This window comes from Sphingomonas sp. J344 (assembly GCF_024700005.1).
Lineage (GTDB): Bacteria > Pseudomonadota > Alphaproteobacteria > Sphingomonadales > Sphingomonadaceae > Sphingomonas.
On record NZ_JAJONB010000002.1, the window covers coordinates 460872 to 477464 of the forward strand.

Annotated in this window: 14 protein-coding genes; 10 read left to right on the top strand and 4 right to left on the bottom strand. The window is 65.9% G+C overall.

Translation table 11 applies throughout. From position 1 onward, the window contains the following. Positions 1-19 precede the first annotated feature (19 nt). Entirely contained in the window at positions 20-1126 is a 1107-nt protein-coding gene (locus LRS12_RS18410; RefSeq protein WP_257845927.1) for a 5-methyltetrahydropteroyltriglutamate--homocysteine S-methyltransferase, read from the bottom strand. Positions 1127-1207: 81 nt separating this feature from the next. Between LRS12_RS18410 and LRS12_RS18415 the strand changes: the two genes are divergently transcribed. The 6 genes from LRS12_RS18415 to LRS12_RS18440 all read left to right on the top strand — a co-directional run bounded on the left by LRS12_RS18415 (position 1208) and on the right by LRS12_RS18440 (position 7387). Further along, positions 1208-1888 (top strand): aromatic ring-hydroxylating dioxygenase subunit alpha, encoded by a 681-nt coding sequence (locus LRS12_RS18415; RefSeq protein ID WP_257845928.1) that lies wholly within the window; start codon positions 1208-1210, stop codon positions 1886-1888. Positions 1889-1955: 67 nt separating this feature from the next. Further along, complete coding sequence (locus LRS12_RS18420) at positions 1956-2228, top strand: hypothetical protein (RefSeq protein ID WP_257845929.1); 273 nt, start codon at positions 1956-1958, stop codon at positions 2226-2228. Further along, complete coding sequence (locus tag LRS12_RS18425) at positions 2225-2650, top strand: MarR family winged helix-turn-helix transcriptional regulator (RefSeq protein ID WP_257845930.1); 426 nt, start codon at positions 2225-2227, stop codon at positions 2648-2650. The genes LRS12_RS18420 and LRS12_RS18425 overlap by 4 nt, the downstream gene beginning before the upstream one ends. Positions 2651-2698: 48 nt before the next feature. Beyond that, positions 2699-4021, top strand: coding sequence for an MFS transporter (locus LRS12_RS18430; protein WP_257845931.1), 1323 nt, complete (start codon positions 2699-2701; stop codon positions 4019-4021). Positions 4022-4053: 32 nt separating this feature from the next. Then, a complete protein-coding gene (locus LRS12_RS18435) occupies positions 4054-4716 on the top strand; it encodes a GntR family transcriptional regulator (protein WP_257845932.1) in 663 nt (220 codons plus the stop codon). Between the two features lie 358 nt (positions 4717-5074). Further along, complete coding sequence (locus tag LRS12_RS18440; protein WP_257845933.1) at positions 5075-7387, top strand: TonB-dependent receptor; 2313 nt, start codon at positions 5075-5077, stop codon at positions 7385-7387. 93 nt (positions 7388-7480) lie between these two features. On the opposite strand, the gene LRS12_RS18445 is transcribed toward LRS12_RS18440, so the two are convergent. Then, complete coding sequence (locus LRS12_RS18445; protein ID WP_257845934.1) at positions 7481-8668, bottom strand: cytochrome P450; 1188 nt, start codon at positions 8666-8668, stop codon at positions 7481-7483. 83 nt (positions 8669-8751) lie between these two features. Between LRS12_RS18445 and LRS12_RS18450 the strand changes: the two genes are divergently transcribed. The 4 genes from LRS12_RS18450 to LRS12_RS18465 are packed head-to-tail and all read left to right on the top strand — an operon-like array spanning position 8752 to position 12263. Next, positions 8752-10023 carry an MFS transporter gene (locus LRS12_RS18450; RefSeq protein WP_257845935.1) on the top strand — a complete coding sequence of 424 codons (1272 nt, stop codon included), beginning with the start codon at positions 8752-8754 and terminating at the stop codon, positions 10021-10023. Beyond that, a complete protein-coding gene (locus LRS12_RS18455; protein ID WP_257845936.1) occupies positions 10020-11501 on the top strand; it encodes a hypothetical protein in 1482 nt (493 codons plus the stop codon). The genes LRS12_RS18450 and LRS12_RS18455 overlap by 4 nt, the downstream gene beginning before the upstream one ends. A gap of 5 nt (positions 11502-11506) precedes the next feature. Next, a complete protein-coding gene (locus tag LRS12_RS18460) occupies positions 11507-11857 on the top strand; it encodes a hypothetical protein (protein WP_257845937.1) in 351 nt (116 codons plus the stop codon). Then, positions 11754-12263: a hypothetical protein gene (locus tag LRS12_RS18465; protein WP_257845938.1), complete on the top strand. Its 510-nt coding sequence runs from the start codon at positions 11754-11756 to the stop codon at positions 12261-12263. Before LRS12_RS18460 ends, LRS12_RS18465 begins: the two co-directional genes overlap by 104 nt. Positions 12264-12410: 147 nt before the next feature. Here the strand turns inward: LRS12_RS18465 and LRS12_RS18470 are convergent, their stop codons facing one another. Both LRS12_RS18470 and LRS12_RS18475 read right to left on the bottom strand, forming a co-directional pair. After that, complete coding sequence (locus LRS12_RS18470) at positions 12411-13931, bottom strand: tannase/feruloyl esterase family alpha/beta hydrolase (RefSeq protein ID WP_257845939.1); 1521 nt, start codon at positions 13929-13931, stop codon at positions 12411-12413. Beyond that, the gene (locus tag LRS12_RS18475; protein ID WP_257845940.1) at positions 13931-16564 is read right to left on the bottom strand and encodes a TonB-dependent siderophore receptor; all 2634 of its coding nucleotides are present in this window, start codon (positions 16562-16564) and stop codon (positions 13931-13933) included. The genes LRS12_RS18470 and LRS12_RS18475 overlap by 1 nt, the downstream gene beginning before the upstream one ends. Positions 16565-16593: the final 29 nt, after the last annotated feature.

The following is a 16593-nucleotide window of genomic DNA, read 5'->3' on the forward strand; positions in this document are numbered from 1 at the left end:
GGGGGAGGATTGTTTGTCGTCAGCCCCACACGTCCTTTGCCACATCGATCACCAGGCGCATCTTTGCCGCCTGCTGTTCGACCTCGATGTCGTTGCCGTGGACGGTCGAGGAGAAGCCGCATTGCGGCGACAGGGCCAGCTGGTCGAGCGGGGCGAACTGCGCGGCTTCGTCGATGCGGCGCTTCACGTCGTCCTTCGATTCCAGTTCGCCGAGCTTGGTGGTGACGAGGCCGAGCACGACCGTCTTGCCCTTCGGCACATGGCGCAGCGGGGCGAAATCGCCCGAGCGCGGATCGTCATACTCGAGGAAGTAACCGTCGATATTCAGTTCGTTGAACAGAACCTCTGCGACCGGCTCGTAGCCGCCCTCGGCCGCCCAGCTCGAGCGGAAATTGCCGCGGCATAGGTGGACGCAGACGATCATGTCCTCGGGCTTGTCGCGGATCGATCCGTTGATGATCTGCGCATAGAGGCGCGGCAGTTCATCGGGGTCCATGCCGCGCTTGCGGGCATTTTCGCGCTGCGTTTCGTCGCACAGATAGGCAAGGTTGGTGTCGTCGAGCTGGAGGTAGCGGCAGCCGGCATCGGCGAGGCTCGCAATCTCAGCGCGATAGGCGGCGGCGAGGTCGGCGTAGAAGTCCTCGAGGTCGGGATATGCTGCAGCGTCGATCGCGTCGCGGCCGCCGCGGAAGTGCAGCATGGTCGGCGACGGGATCGTCACCTTGGGCGTCCGGCTGGTGCAACTGGCGAGGAACTCATAGTCGGCGCGCTGAATGTCCCTGGCATGGCCGATCTTGCCCGTGATCTTCATCACCGGCGGGGCATATTCCAGCTCCTTGCCGCCATGCTGGTGAAACTTCACCTGGGTGAAGCCGGCGGTCTCGACACCGTCGAGTTGAAGCAGGAAATCGGTGTGGAAGAAGGTGCGACGGAATTCGCCGTCGGTGATCCCTTCCAGCCCCAGATCCTCCTGGAACTTCACCACGCCGCGAATCGCCTCATCCTCGACCGCGCGCAAGGCGGCGGCATCGATGCTGCCCTCCTTGAACGCGGCGCGGGCGTCGATCAGCGCCTTGGGGCGCAGGAAGCTGCCGACATGGTCGGCGCGAAACGGGGGGGTGGGCATCCTCAAATCTCCTTGCATTATTTGTAAGTGTTACATACGAAATGCTGCATAGACCGATAGGACAGAGAGAGGAGCGAGGCAATGACCTGGATCGTCAATCGCTGGTACGTCGCCGCATGGGATTCCGAGGTAGACAGTAGCCCGATCGCCCGCACCATCTGTGGCGAGCCGGTGATGCTCTACCGCAAGCTCGACCGCAGCGTCGTCGCGATGCGCGACGCCTGTCCGCACCGGCTGCTGCCGCTGTCGATGGGGTTCAAGGAGGGCGATTCGATCCGCTGTCGCTATCACGGCCTGCTGCTCGGTCCCGATGGCTGCGCGACCGAAATGCCGATCAAGTCCGAGACCGTGCCCAAGGCGGTCTGCGCCACATTGTATCCCGTGGTCGAGAAGCATCGCTTCATCTGGGTGTGGATCGGCGATGCGGCCAAGGCCGACCCGGCGACCGTGCCCGATTTCTGGCCGTGCAGCGCGCCGGGATGGACGTTCGACGGCGGATACGACCATATCAAGAGCGATTACCGGCTGGTGATCGACAATCTGCTCGACCTCAGCCACGAGACCTGGGTCCATCAGGGGTCGATCGGCCAGCATGAGATTACCGAAGCGCCGATCGAGACGGTGGTGAAGGGCGAGGAAGTGTTCGTCCGCCGCTGGATGCCGGGGATCGAGCCGCCGCCCTTCTGGCGCGATGCGCTGCGATCGACGGGCTTGGTCAATCGCTGGCAGATCTGCCACTTCCTTCCCCCTCGTCAGTCCTGATCGATGTCGGCGTGTCGCCGGTCGAGGCGGGCGATACGATCGAGAGCCACGATCTGGGGTGCGCGGCGTGGTCGTCGATGCCATGACACCGGAGACCGAAACAACGACTCACTATTTCTGGGGCATGGCGCGCAATTTCGACATCGACGATGCCGGCTTTACCGCGCGGCTGAAGGGGCAGCAGGGCCAGGTGTTCGACGAGGATGTCGAGGTGCTGGAGGCCCAGCAGCGCAGTATCCTGGCCAATCCCGACATGAAGCTGCGCGGCTATTCGATGGATCAGGGCAGCGTTCGCGCGCGCGCGATCATTCGCAAGCTGATGGAAGCGGAGACCGCGTGACGATCGGGCGAGGTGAACTCGACAATATTCTGGGCCTCAGGCTGCGGCGCGCGCATGGCGCGGTGCAGCGGCACTTCGTCGAGCATTTCGCCGATCTGGGGCTGACACAGAAGCAGGTGTCGGTGCTGTGGCTGACCGGGGATCACCCCGATCTGGCACAGGCCGATCTGGCACAGGCGCTCGACATGGATCGCGCGACGACGATGGCGCTGGTCCATGGTCTCGAAAAGCGCGGACTGGTATCGCGTAGCCCGTCGCGGACCGATGGCCGACGGATCGCGTTCCGCCTGACCGCCGACGGCACGGCATTGCTTGCGAGGGCCAAAGCGGCGATTCTGGAGCATGAGACGTGGGTGAAGGCGCGGTTCAGCGCGGCCGAACTCGGAATGCTTGAGGAATTGCTCGCACGCATCTATCGCTGACTTGTTTGCCGATATAACAATGGCCGAACACCGGCCGATGGAGGGGAAATGGCTACCGATCCGCGTGCAGTGATCGACCGCGCACCGATGTCCCGGTTCCAGTGGGGCGTGGTCGCGACGATGGTCGGGTTGAACGCGCTCGACGGCTTCGACGTGCTGTCGATCAGCTTCGCCTCCCCCGGCATCGCCAAGGATTGGGGCATCGACCGCGCGCAGCTCGGCATCGTGCTGTCGATGGAGCTGGTCGGCATGGCGATCGGTTCGCTGTTCCTAGGCGGCATTGCCGATCGTATCGGTCGGCGTGCGACGATCCTTTCGTGCCTCGCGATCATGACCGTGGGCATGCTCGGTGCAGCAACGGCGGACGGCGTCTATTCGCTGATGCTCTGGCGCGTGCTGACGGGCCTTGGCATCGGCGGCATGCTCGCGGCGACCAACGCGGCGGTGGCGGAAGCAGCGAACGCCAAGCACCGCTCGCTCGCGGTGGTGCTGATGGCGGCGGGCTATCCGGTGGGCACGATCATCGGCGGCTCGATCTCCGCAGTGCTGTTGTCGATGTATGACTGGCGCGCGGTGTTCGTATTCGGCGCAGTCTGTTCGATCCTGTTCGTGCCTCTGGTACTGTGGCGCGCGCCGGAGTCGGTCGCGTTTCTGATGCACAAGCGACCGCCCAACGCGCTGGAGCGGATCAACGCCAACCTGGCGCGGATGGGGCACCCACCGATCGACGCCCTGCCCGATCCTGACGTGGTGACGACGCGCAAGGCGCCGCTGGTCAACCTGTTCTCGCCTGCGCTGATGCGTCCGATGATCCTGCTGACGCTCGCCTATCTCGCCCACATCATGACCTTCTACTTCATCCTGAAATGGATCCCGAAGATCGTCGTCGACATGGGCTTCCCGCCGCCCGAGGCCGCCGGCGTGCTGGTCTGGGCGAGCATCGGCGGTGCGACCGGATCGCTGATCCTGGGGCTGCTGACCGGCAAGATCCGGCTGCTCGCGCTGACCATTGTCGCGATGCTGCTGTCGACGGGCCTCGTCATCCTGTTCGGCCAGGGGCAGAGCGACCTGGCCGGGCTGTCGATGGTCGCAGCGGCAGCGGGCTTCGCCACGAATGCCGGTGTCGTCGGCCTGTACGCGCTGATCGCCCAGTCCTTCCCGACCGGGGTCCGTGCGACCGCCACCGGCTTCGTCATCGGCGTCGGGCGCGGCGGATCGGCGCTGGCCCCTGCCCTTGCCGGTTTCCTGTTCGCAGCCGGTTATGGCCTGCCGACGGTGGCGATCCTGATGGGCCTTGGCTCGATCGTTGCAGCGGGCGCGCTGCTCGCGATGCGCGGGTGGAAGGCACCGGTCGAGGGCGCGGCCGGTTGACAGGCGCCCCGCGCCCCGGCGAGGGTCGCGGCATGGCCGACGAACCCGACCGCATCCTTTCCGCCGCCGAGGTCGCCGCCTGGCTGCGCGAACGCATCCGTACCGGGCGCGCGGTGCAGGGCCAGCGGCTGGTGGAAGCGGACATCATTCGCGAAACCGGCGCGACGCGCAGCCGCGTGCGCGAGGCGCTGCAACGGCTGGAAAGCGAAGGGCTGATCGTCATCGAGGAGTTCCGCGGCGCATCGGTTCGCCGTTTCGGCCGCGATGAAATCCGCCAGATCTATCGCGCGCGCATGGTGCTGGAAGGGCTGGCGGCGCACGACTTCGCGCTGGCCGACGATCCCGAACGCAAGGCGCAGCTGGTGGGGTTGCAGGAGCAGCTCAACGCGGTCGAGAATACCGGCGACCACCCGGCATTCGTGCGCGCGAACGATGCGTGGCATGCACTGATCCTCGACGGTGCGGATAACGACTATGTCCGGGGCTTTGTCGAGCGGCTGCGGCTGCCGCTCTACCGCCTGCTCTTCTCCGCCTTCTTCAAGCCGCACCGCATCGACGATGCGAACAGCGACCACCGCCAGATCACCGACGCGATCGTGCGCGGCGACGCGCCGGAGGCCGAGCGACTGATGCGGAAACATGTCGAGGATGCGCTCGCGGCCGTGATCGAGATGGAGGATGTGCTCCCGCATTGAGCGGACGTAGGCGGAGTTCTCTCCCCTGCTCCTGACGTCACTCCGGCCCTGTGCCGGGGTCTCCTCGGGCTCACGCGCATCACGAGCCTCCATGTTCACGCTCACCTCAAGGTGGACCCCGGCACGGGAGCCGGGGTGACGATGGAGGATGGCGGGGGACGGGAGCAGCACGAAGGAGAGGATGAGGACGAAGACCCTCCACAACCCTCCCGCAAGCGGGAGAGGCTTGAGCGCGGAGAGGCTTGGGCACCCCTCAACAGTTTGCTGACGAGATTGTTGACAATATTTGTATTGTTCCATAACCATCGCATCACAAGGGGGCAACGACCCCCGACATTTGCCTTGGGGAGGATCCTAAATGCGCTTTCGTCCGACCGTCGCGCTTGCCACCACAGCGTCGATCGCCGCCCTGCTGACCGCATCGCCTGCCCTGTCGCAGGACGCCCCTGCCGCGCAGGAGGATGAGGTCGGGGTCGGCGAGATCGTCATCACCGCGCAGCGTCGCGAGGAGCGGTTGCAGGACGCGCCGCTGTCGGTCACCGCCTTGAGCGCGGAGTCGCTGGTCGAGCGCGGAATCGACAATCTGGGCGATGTTTCCAACTTCGCGCCCAATCTCGAGCTGCATCCGACCAACCGTCCGGCGGGCGGCGGTTCGGCGTTCGCGGGCTATATCCGCGGCGTCGGCACCGGCGATTTCCAGTTCCCGACCGATCCCGGCATCGGCCTGTATGTCGACGACGTCTATATCGCGCGGTCGATGGGCGGCCTGTTGAGCCTGGAAGATATCGAGCGGGTCGAGGTGCTGAAGGGGCCGCAGGGCACGCTGTATGGCCGTAACACGATCGGCGGCGCGATCAACGTCATCACCACCGAGCCGCGTCTGTCGGGCGAGGCGAGCGGCGTGGTCAAGGCGCGCGCCGGCAGCTACAAGCGTGCCGACGTCTCGGCGCTGATCAACACACCGCTGGTTCAGGACGTGCTGGGCCTCAAGCTGTCCGCCTCCTATCTGACCAGCGAAGGCTATGGCACGCGCATACTCGACGGGCTGCATTATGCCGGCGAGAACCGTTTCATCATTCGCGGCGCGATCAAGGCGCAGCTGGGCGATGCAGTGACGCTGAAGGTCGCCGGCGACTATACGCGGCAGCGGCAGAACCCGCCCTCGGGCTATCTGATCGATTTTGTGCCCGCAGGACCGACCGTCGCCAAGATCGCGCGGTTCAACCAGTTCGCCGCGCCCTATTGGAACCCGCGCCTGGGCCTGCCCACCGGATCAATCTATGACGCGCGCTGGGAAGCGCCCGACCCCTACAATGTCTATTCGCTCCAGCCGCAGCAGGACGACGCCGATATCGGCGGACTGTCGGCGGTGCTGAACATCGACCTGAGCGACACGGTGTACCTCAAATCCGTGAGCGCGTGGCGGACGATCGACGCGCTGATCGAGGTGGACGGGGACCAGACCCCCTACCCCCTCCAGCAATCGCGCACGACGATGAACCAGGACCAGCTGAGCCAGGAGCTGCAGCTGGGCGGCACCGCAATGGACGGCAAGCTCAACTTCCTCATCGGTGCCTATGCGTTCCGCGAGGAAGGCGATTCCACCGTCTTCACCCGCTCGTTCGAGGGTATCTATGAAGCGCTGATCGCCGCAAACCAGCCGACCACGGCGGCAGATGTCGGCAACACCTTCACCACCTTCTACATGAAGGCGACGAGCTATGCGCTCTTCACCCAGGAGACGCTGAAGCTGACCGACCAGTTCGGCGTGACGGTCGGCGCGCGGTACAACAAGGACCGCAAGGAATATGCGACATCGGTGATGCGGCCGCAGAACAACAGCGTCGTCGTGCCGCTGTCGAGCGCGGTGGCGGAGTGGGAAAGCTTCACCCCGCGCGTCGCGCTGGAGTATAAGCCGAACACCGACATGCTGCTCTATGCCAGCTGGTCCAAGGGGTTCAAATCGGGCGGTTTCGGCGCGTCCACGGTCGCTTCGACCCCGACGCCGCGCTACGACCCGGAAAAGCTCACCAGCTATGAACTGGGCGCGAAAACGAGCTGGTTCAACAATCGGCTGACGTTCAACGTCGCGGGCTTCTATTCCGAATATCGCGACATTCAGCTGACGGTGCAGTCGACCGACCCGATCACCAACGCCAATATCCGGACGACACGCAACGCGGGCGGTTCGGACATCAAGGGGTTCGAGCTGGAGATTGCGGCGCGGCCGACTCGCGGGCTCGATCTCAATCTGGGCGTCGGCTATGTCGATGCACGGTTCGACACGCTGGCGGCATCGGCGATTTCGAGCGGGTTCAGGCTGGGCGATCGCGTGCCGCAGATCCCCGACTGGTCGATCAACGCCGGTATCTCATACGGCTTCGAGACCGGTGCGGGCGAGCTGACGCTGCGCGGCGATCTGAGCCACAAGGGGTCGCAGTTCCTGACCCCCGCCGATGCGACGTCCTTCCAGGATGCATACACGCTGCTGGGCGCGCGGATCGGGTTCAAGCCGAGCTTCCTGCCCGGTATCGAGCTGTCGGTCGAGGGCACCAACCTGACCGAGACCGATCACGCCTATTACAAGGGCACGCTGCCGCCGACCGGCGAATATGTGGCGATCCCGGCGGCGCCGCGTGAAATCTACGCGACGGTGCGGTTCAGTTTTTGATCTTGGACGGCCTCTCCAGGTGGGGAGGCCAACCTTGCGGGACTCCCCGAACCTTTTGCCCCTCCCCCGAAAGGCGGAGGGGTTTTCTTTGCGCTAGGCCACCTTGAGCGGGACATAGACCGGGCCGACTTCGGGCATTCCGCTCATCCGCACCTCGCCAGCCAGTTCTATGCGACGCGTGCGGGCGAGGAGTTCGCGCAGCGCGATGCGAAACTCCATCCGCGCCATCGCCATGCCGGCGCAACGATGCGGGCCGCGTCCGAAGGCGAGATGGTCGCGCACATTGGCGCGGTCGAGGCGGAATTCATCCGGAGCATCGAACACCGCTTCGTCACGATTGGCGGAGGCATAGGCGAGCGCGATCGGCTCACCGGGCTCGATCCGGCGACCGCCCAGCTGGATGCCGTTGCGAGTCGTGCGCGCGAAGCCGCGATAGGGGGTGTAGAGGCGCAGGAACTCCTCGACCGCGGCGTCGATCATGTCTGGCGCGGCGCGGAGCTGGTCGGCGAGCGCCGGATGGCGCGCGAGATGGACCGCGACGCTGCCGAGGAACACCGGCGGCGCGACCAGGCCGACGACGAGGATCTGGCGGACGCAGCCGACCAGCATTTCGTGCGGGAGCGGATTTCCGTCGGCGTCGGTCGCGGCGAGCAGGCTGCTGACCGGGTCGAACTCCGGGTCGAGCGGCGCGGCGCGGCGGGTGGCGATGAGGTCGCGGGCGAGGTCGTAGAGCGTCTCGCTGGTCCGCGACACGGTTTCGATATCGAACGCCTCCCACGCCTTTACGAAATCCTTGGCTGTGCGCCACAGCAGATCGGTCTGGTCCTCGCTGAGCTGGAACCAGTCTGCGAACAGCAACGCCGGGAGCGGGCTGCCGAAGCCTTCCACGAAATCGCCGCCGCCGGCCGCAATATAGGCGTCGAGCAGCATTGCGACATGGCGTTCGATCACCGGCTCGATCGCAGCGAGCCGCGAGGCGCCCAGCGCGCGGTCGATCGCGCGGCGATAGGGCGTGTGCTCGGGCGGGTCGAGATGCAGCGGCGGACGGCGACCAGTGGCGGACGCGCCGGGGACGACGTTGCGGACCGTCGTCGTGAACTCGGCGGGATCATCGAGGATCGCCTTGATATCGGCGTGCCGCGTCGCGATCCAGAAGCCGCCGAACGCGTCGCTGTGCGCGACCGGGCATTTGGCGCGCAGTTCGGCGAACACGCGGTGCGGCGTGTCGAAATCCTCATGCGCGTGCGGGTCATATTCCTGGCCGTTCCAGCGCGGCGTCATCATCCTCGTCCTCAACGATTGTCGACAATCTCGTTGACACAAAAATGCTTTATCGCATAGCGTTTTCCGCAAAGGAGAGAGGCTTGGAACCGACCACCTATCGCAAGGTGATGGCGCGCGTCGTCGCGCCGCTGACCTTTCTCATCATATTGAGTTCGCTCGACCGTGTGAACGTCAGTTTCGCCGCGATCGAGATGAATCCCGACCTCGGGCTTGATCCCAAGGCCTATGGCTTTGGCGTCGGCATCTTTTTCGTCGGATATCTGTTGTTCCAGCTGCCGAGTGCGGCGGTGCTGCGGCGGATCGGGCCGCGCTGGTGGATCGCGGGAAGCGTGATCGGCTGGGGCACCGTCGCGACCGCGATGGCGGCAATCCAGACGCCGATGCACTTCTATGTGCTGCGCTTCCTGCTTGGGCTGTTCGAGAGCGGGTTTGCGCCGGGCGTAGTGTGGTATGTCAGCCAGTGGCTGCCGCAGCAATATCGCGCGCGGGCGATTGCCGGCACGATGCTGGCGATCCCGATTTCGGTGATCTTCGGCGGTCCGCTGTGCGGCGCGCTGATGGCGATGGATACCGGCAGCATCGCGTCCTGGCGGGTGATGTTCTTCATCGAGGGGCTGGCGACGGTGATCGCCGGGATTGTCGCCATCTTCTGGTTCGTGGATCGCCCGGCGCAGGCGCGCTGGCTATCGGACGGGGAGCGGGAGCAGATCGAAGCGACGATCGCAGCCGAGGTTGCGGACGCGCGGGCACCGAGTGCGAAGCTGAGCGATGCGCTGAAGGACCCGATCCTGTGGGTGTCCGCCGGAGTGTGGTTCGTGCTGATCACCGGCGCCAATGCGATCATCTTCTGGCTGCCGATTGCGATCAAGACGCTGGGGCGGAGCGATCCGCTGGAGGTGGGGGTGCTTGCCGCCCTCCCCTGGGTCGCGATCGGGGCCGGGATGGTGTGGAATGCGCGGCATTCGGACCGGAGTGGCGAACGCTACCGGCACCTCGCCTGGCCGATGCTGGGCGCGGCGGCGGCATTCGGGGTCGCGGCGCTGTTCACGCATAACGGGCCGCTGGCGCTCGCGGCACTGGTGATCGGCGGGTTCGGGCTTGGCGGGGCCCAGTCGGTGTTCTGGACGATCCCGACCAAATTCGTCGGCGCGCGCAATCCGGGTGCCATCGCGACGATCAACCTGTGCGGAAATGCCAGCAGCACGGTGATGCCGGTGGTGATCGGCTGGATCGTCGCGACCACGGGCCAGATCACGGTGCCGGTGTTCGTCCTGTCAGGGCTGATGCTGCTCGGCGCGTTGCTTATCCTGCCGCTGAGCCGCTTGGGCAATGCGCGTGAGGGCAAGGCGTGATCCGCGCACTCGCCCTGGGTGCAGCTACCGCCGCCTTCGCCGCGGCGGTCGCATTTGCGCAGGGGGGCGAGAGGGATCCGTGGTGGGATCCGAATGAGGGGCGCGTATTCCCGGCGCAGCTCGATTATCGCAACGCCCATGGCACGCTCCGGCTCTTGCTCGACAATGGGCCGATGGAGACGAAGGACCACCCGTTCTTCACCGCGATCGGGCCGAACGGGCGGGCGTGCGTCACCTGTCACCAACCTGCCGACGCGATGAGCCTGTCGGCGGCGTCGGCGGCGCGGCAATGGGGGCGGCATGGCGCGAAGGACCCGCTGTTCGCCGCTTCCGACGGGTCCAACTGCCCCAGCCTGCCTCAGGGCGAGCGCGCGTCGCATTCGTTGCTGATCGACCATGGCCTGATCCGCATCGCCCGCCCCTGGCCGCCGAAGGATGTGAAGCCGGACTTCACGATCGAGGTGGTGCGCGATCCGTCGACCTGCAATCTCGACCCGAAATACGGGCTCAAGGGTGCGGGGATGGTATCAGTGTTCCGCCGTCCGCGCCCGGTGGCGAACTTCAAATATATCGAGGCGATGGGTTTCGCCTATGATCCCAAGGCCGGGATGCCGCTGCCGGTCGATCCGGAGACAGGCAAGCCGGTCAGCGGCAACCTGATGGCCGATGGGCGCGTGCCGACGCTGGAGGCACAGATGCGCGACGCGGCGGGGGCGCATCTCGGCTTCCTGAAGAATCTCGACAAGGGCGACATCGCCCGCATCCTCGATTTCGAGCGGCGGATCTATGCTGCGCAGCAAATCGACGTGAGGGGCGGACCGCTGGACGGCGACGGGTCGATGGGCGGGACGAAGACGTTGCAGATATCGGCGGCCGGGCGGCTGGGCAGCGACGGCGGCATTCCCGTATGGAGCGAGTTCGAGGCGTGGGAGAAAATGTCCGCCGCGGAGAAGGCCAAGCTGTCACCCGAAGTGCGCGAATTTCGTGAGTCCGTCGCGAGGGGCGCGCGGGTGTTTCGCGACAAGACGTTCCTCATCACCGACACTGCGGGCATCAACTCGCCGATCGGGTTCGGCAATCCGGTACGGAACAGCTGCGTCTTCTGTCACAACATGTCGTATATGGGCATGGACGTTGCGCCGGGTCAGGTCGATCTCGGGACGACCAACGCGCCGTTCGCCGACCCCGCCCCGCACCTTCCGCTGTTCCGCATTACCTGCACCGGCAAGCCGCATCCGCATTATGGGCGAACGATCCTGACCAGCGATCCGGGCTTTGCGCTGACCACGGGCAAATGCGCGGATGTCGGGCGGATCACGCTGCAAACGATGCGCGGGCTGTCGGCGCGCGCGCCCTATTTCTCCAACGGCAGCGCGAAGGATCTGCGAGGAGTGATCGACTATTACGAGCGGCGCTACAATATCGGGTACACCGAGCAGGAGAAGCGCGATCTCGAAAACCTGATGCGCGCGCTGTGAGGGCGGTGTTGCTGTTGGGCGCGGTCTTGCTGACCGGCGCGCAGGATGCGCACCAGACGGTACGCTTCATCGCCTGCCCGGTTTATCGCGACACCGACAATGGGCGGAAGTCGGGATGCTGGCTGGCGAGCGATCCGGCGACCGGCATCCGATATGACGTCACCGCCGCGCCGACCAAACCCGACTGGAACCATGCGATCCTGGTCGAAGGGTTCGTCGCGACGAATGGCGGCGATCCGTGCGGGGGGTACGGTGATCGAGCCAGCGACAGTATCGGTGCTGGAGGAGCCCTGCACCCGCCACCTGATCCGCGCGGAGGGCTATCAGGGGCGGCGCTTCGCCCTGCCCGCGCGTAACGTCCGGCCGCTCTATGAGGCGCGCAACAAGCCCTCCCAGCCGTTCGCCGAGGGACGGTTCACGATTCCGTTCGGCTATCGCAGCAGCTTCATCACCTATCAGCTGAGCGACTATTATCTCGACGCGACGATCAACTATGCGCTGGATGTGCAGCCGGCGCGGATCGAGATTGCCGGGGTCGCACAGACGGTTCCGGATATGGTGTCGGGGCGCGAGATCGTGGAGGACAAGGCACTGGCGCGGACCCGCGCGGAAGTGGTGCGGCGCGCGCTGATCCTGCGTGGAATTGCGCCGGAGCGGATCCGGATCGTCAAGGCGTTGTCGGGGCCGTTCGTCACGGAGGCGTTTGATGGGCTGAGCTGGCCGCAGGCGCGGCGGGTGGATGTGCGGATCGTGCCGGAATAGCCGTTCAATCCCTCTCCCCTTGGGAGAGGGAGGGAGCCGCCAACGGCGGCGGAAGGGTGAGGGCGACAGTTCTCCAGGTCATCCCGCTCACCCTCACCCCGCGCCGCTGCGTGGCTTGCCCCTCTCCCAAAGGGAGAGGGGTTTAGGTCAGGACCCCACCAGCGTTTTTCGACCCATATATTTGACCAGCGCCGGATCGACCACGCAGCGGTAAGAGGAGGCCGCCTCAACCGGCCCCTTCCCGTCCCAGCGTGCCGCCTGGGGATAGGGGCAGAGCGTCCGCGTGAACGCCTCCTTCCCCTCCACCAGCTTGGTCGCCGTCAGACGCTCCGGTGCCTGCCCCTTTTCGACCCAGTGGATCAGCGACCACAGCACGTCGCGTGACGGATCGCCGGGCCAACTTGAATGCCCCGACGCGCCGAGCTGGTCGGCGCCGGGGCCGCGCGCGCAGTGGTACATGCCGGGGGCCATGAACAGGCGGACGCTGTCATCGAGCCTCTCCAGCCCGCCATTGGCGCGGGCGAGTGCCGCATAATAGTCGATCGTCGGGCCGGCATTGGTCGATGGGTCGGCCCAGCCCTGATAGAGGATCGCCTTGCCCCCCGTCTTGATGAAGGGCGCAATCGCGACCTTGTCGGCGCGCAGTTCGGGCATCTTGCGGTTGGCGGCGAGCAGGTCGCGGCTGCGCTGGAAGCTGTCCTCGTTCCAGTTGGCGTCGTCATAGACGCCGTCCGCCCACATCGCGCGCAGCAGCGGCGAGGGCGGGCCGGGGCGCGTGCGGACGCCCGCGAACAGGCCGCCATCCATCGCCCTGCCCGCCTCGTCGCGCATCGGTGCGCGGATCAGGTCGAGCATCTTGAGCTTGGGCGCGGTCAGGCAGCCTTCGGTCTGTCCGGGCTTGCACAGTAATGTTGCGGTCTTGAACTTGCAGGCGAGCGGGTTGCTGATCACCCCGTCCTTGACGCCGTCCTGGCTGTCGCACGCGGCGGTCGCCTTGCTCTCATACAACGCCCAATCGGTATCGCTGAGCGCGCCAGCGGGGGTCCATTTCTGCTGCAGCGCGAACCACAGCATCCGCACCGATTGCAGCGGCATATAGGGTCCGGGCGCGCCGGCGATCACGCCGTCATAATCGCCGGGATAATTCTGCATCTGCTTGAGCGCCTGACGCCCGCCGCCCGAGCAGCCAGTGAAATAGCTCTTGTCCACGGGGCGGCCATAGAATCTGGCGGCGAGCGCCTTGGCGGCGAGCGCGGTGAGATGAACCGCGCGATGTTCGTAGTCGACCCGCGCCTTGGGATCGGCCATCCAGCGCGCCTGGGTTACCTTGTGCCCGCTGTCGGTGGTGACCGTGGCGAAGCCTTCGCCGATGCGGCGGCTCATGTCGGTATAGTTGTAGACCCCGGCATCGCCGCCGACGCCAGCGCCGAGCAGCCGCCCGTTCCATGTCGCCGGAAGCCAGAGTTCGAAGCCGATATTACCCTCGATCACGCCCTCGACCCGGCACAAGGGCACGCTGACCGGGCCGCCGCGATAGAAGCTGGTCGTCTGCGGCGTCCAGCTCGGCGCGGGAGTGATCGCTGTCGCCGCCGTGACGGTGACCCCGCCCGGATGCGCGCCCGTGAGGGACGCGCACCCGGCAAGGGCTGCGGCGAGCAGTGCCGGCATCAGAACTTCACGTTCGCCGTGATCGCGAACATGCGCGGGATCGGGTTCGACGCCTGCGGGTCGAAGCCGTTGGTGGTGTCGACGAAGGGCGGATCCTCGTCGAACAGGTTGCGCACGTCGAGCGACAGGTTGATGCGGTCGGTGAAGTCATAGCCGATCAGCAGGTCGAACGTGTCGTAATTGCTCACCTTTCGCACCACGGTCGACGTGGTGTTGGTGTAGCCGTTGAGGTGGTTCCAGGTCAGCCGCGACTTGAACCCGCCGACCTTGGCACCGATGTCGGCTTGCGTGCGGAACCGCTGGGTGAAGCCGATCGTGTCGAGCACATCGACCAGCCCCGCGCCCGGCACCGCTTCGAACAGATAGTCGAGGACATAGGTGCCCTGGATACCGGCATCGAGATCGACCCCGCCCCAGTTCCAGCGATAGGCGGCGGTGAAATCGAGCCCGCGGAACAGCGAGGTGCCCAGGTTCTGGCGACGGCCATCGGCGATGAAGGTCACCAGCGACTGGTTGATCGCCTGATTGATCGGCAAGCCCGAGTTCACCAGCGCGCTGATCTGCGCCGGGGTCGGGTTGAACTGCACGAACTGGCTGTAGATCGGGTTGGTGAGCAGGCCGGGCGTACCGCGCAGCGCCTGGATCTGGTCGGTATAGTCGATCCGGAAATAGTTGACCGAGGCGGTGAAGCCGGGAAGCGCGACCGGCGCGACATCGACGCCGAACGACCAGGTCGTCGCCTGTTCCGGCTGCAACCCCGGATTGCCGCCGGCGATGCCGATACCGATCTGGTTCCCGCTGGGGCCGGGCAGCGTGTCGAAATAGAGGCCCGCGCCGCCGCCGATCGTAGAGACCTCGGTAAAGGTCGGCGCACGGAACGAGGTGCCATAGGTACCCTTGAGCACCAGCCCCTGCCACGGCGAATAGGTCACACCGATCTTGGGATTGGTGGTGCTGCCGAAATCGCTGTAATTTTCGTGCCGCAGCGCGAGGCTGAGGTTGAGGCGCTCCAGCCCCGGGGCGGCGTTGTCGGCACCGACGATCGGCACGAACAGCTCGGCAAAGACGGCGTCGACATTGCGGGTGCCGGAGTCAGCGGTACGGACCTGGGTCGCCGCCTGGCCGGTGAGCAGCGAGGTATAGGTATATTCGACGCGATGCTCCGCGCCCATCGCGATGCGGACATTGCCGCCGGGAATCGCGAACAGCGACCCGTCGAGCTGGGCGTTGATGACTTCGAGCCGCGTGCGGCCCTCGATCACGAAGTAATTGTCGGTGATCCGCGCCAGCGTCGCGGGGTTGTTCGGTCCGCCGAACACGTTGAGTGCGGTCGCCGGGTTGGTATCGGCCAGCGCGGCATTGAGCGCGCCGGCATTGATGCCCGAGCGACGGCGATCTGCGACCTCCTCCGACCGGCCCTGCGCGTAATAGATGGTGCCCTGGAAATCGCCGAACAGGTCGGCCTCAAGTCCGCCCGACACGTTCCAGGTGCTCGCCCAATAGGGGTTGGGAAGCGGGCCGGTGGCGGCGAGGAAGTTGGTCTGCACCGTCACCGACGTCGCGCCCGGGACCGGGGAGACGAAGAAGGGATTGGTGCTGGGGACGTTGGCGTTGGCGGTCGGATTGAACAGCAACGTGCCGCTGCGCCGCGAGTAGAAGCCGTCGGCAAAGATGCGGACGCCGTCGGTGATATCCTGGCTCAGTGCCGCAACGCCGCTCCAGCGCTCCTGATCCGGGATGACCTGCGCGATATCGCGGAATTCGCAGAGGTTGCGGGTACCCGCGACCAGGCTGCCGACATTCGCGGTGGTAACGCCGCCAGCGGGGATCGCATAGTTGACGCCGCCCGCGACGATCGTGCCCGGCGCGCAGTTGGTGCCGCGCAGGTCGCGGCCACCACGACTGCGATTGTCGGAGGTGTAGAAGTCGAGTTCGGACCCGAACAGATTGTTGTTCTTGGCATATTCGCCGGCTGCCATGATCCAGCCGGTGTCCCATTTATGTCCGACGAGCAGCGCGGCCTGTGCCTCGTAATAATCCGCTTCGGTAATGCCGTAGCGCCCGCGCACCTCGATCCCCGAGAAGTCCTTCCGCAGGATCAGGTTGACCACGCCCGCGACCGCGTCCGAGCCATAGACGGCGGACGTGCCGTCGGCGACGACCTCGATCCGGCCGAGCGCGATCGAGGGGATGGCGGACGGGTCGGTGAACTGGCCCTGCGTCCCCTGCGGCGGAAGGCGCTTGCCGTCATAGAGCAGCAAGGTCGCGTTGGTCGACAGGCCGCGCAGGTTGATGCCCGCGCCACGCGTCGCGTTCGCCGCGCCATTCTGCGCCGTGCCACCTGCACGGTTCGCGCCGAGCGAGACGACCTGCGGCACGCGGCGCAGGATGTCGTTGGTCGAGGTGACCGGCTCTTCCATGATCTGGTCGGCGTCGATCGCGATCACCGCCGACCCGACCGGATCGATGCCGCGGATGCGGCTGCCGGTGACGACGATGTCCTGCTCGGCAGCCTGGGTCTCGGCCGCCGGAGCCTCGTCCTGCGCGAGCGCCGGGGTGGCGATGGCGAGCGCGAGTACGCCCAGCGCGCTGCGGCCCAACAGGGTCGACGGGCGACAAATGGTCTTGGTCATGTTCAGTCCCCTCCTCAAGATCAGCCCGC

Excerpts from the sequence above, each read along its gene's own strand:
- LRS12_RS18445 (WP_257845934.1), bottom strand. The coding sequence starts at position 8,668 with ATGACGCCGCGCTGGAACGGCCAGGAATATGACCCGCACGCGCATGAG.
- LRS12_RS18430 (WP_257845931.1), top strand. The coding sequence starts at position 2,699 with ATGGCTACCGATCCGCGTGCAGTGATCGACCGCGCACCGATGTCCCGG.
- LRS12_RS18410 (WP_257845927.1), bottom strand. The coding sequence starts at position 1,126 with ATGCCCACCCCCCCGTTTCGCGCCGACCATGTCGGCAGCTTCCTGCGC.
- LRS12_RS18475 (WP_257845940.1), bottom strand. The coding sequence starts at position 16,564 with ATGACCAAGACCATTTGTCGCCCGTCGACCCTGTTGGGCCGCAGCGCG.
- LRS12_RS18470 (WP_257845939.1), bottom strand. The coding sequence starts at position 13,931 with ATGCCGGCACTGCTCGCCGCAGCCCTTGCCGGGTGCGCGTCCCTCACG.
- LRS12_RS18415 (WP_257845928.1), top strand. The coding sequence starts at position 1,208 with ATGACCTGGATCGTCAATCGCTGGTACGTCGCCGCATGGGATTCCGAG.
- LRS12_RS18435 (WP_257845932.1), top strand. The coding sequence starts at position 4,054 with ATGGCCGACGAACCCGACCGCATCCTTTCCGCCGCCGAGGTCGCCGCC.
- LRS12_RS18440 (WP_257845933.1), top strand. The coding sequence starts at position 5,075 with ATGCGCTTTCGTCCGACCGTCGCGCTTGCCACCACAGCGTCGATCGCC.